Source organism: Psychrobacter sp. UBA2514 (genome assembly GCF_002341255.1).
In the GTDB taxonomy this organism is placed as follows: Bacteria; Pseudomonadota; Gammaproteobacteria; order Pseudomonadales; family Moraxellaceae; genus Psychrobacter; species Psychrobacter pacificensis.
Genome location: NZ_DDNS01000026.1, coordinates 1 through 201, shown reverse-complemented (window position 1 = coordinate 201; position 201 = coordinate 1). Strand labels below are relative to the sequence as shown.

Here is a 201-nt window from a genome sequence, read left to right as displayed (position 1 = left end):
TAATCATCAATCACATTAAAGGTTCGAAAGCGAATAGTGTTGTGTAGTCTGTCGCTCATAAAGTCCATAGACCAAGTATGACCCAATGCGTTTGGCACACTTAACGGCTGGAGGTTACGTGCTGGTAGCCGTCTTTTAGACTTACGGCGTAGGTTTAAGTTTAGCGCGGTATAAACACGATGTACGCGCTTATGATTCCAT

General features: G+C 43.8%; 1 pseudogene. It reads right to left on the bottom strand.

Annotation, left to right across the window (positions count from 1 at the left end):
• Positions 1–201: pseudogene (locus B3V51_RS08210) on the bottom strand (IS3 family transposase); the annotation flags it as partial.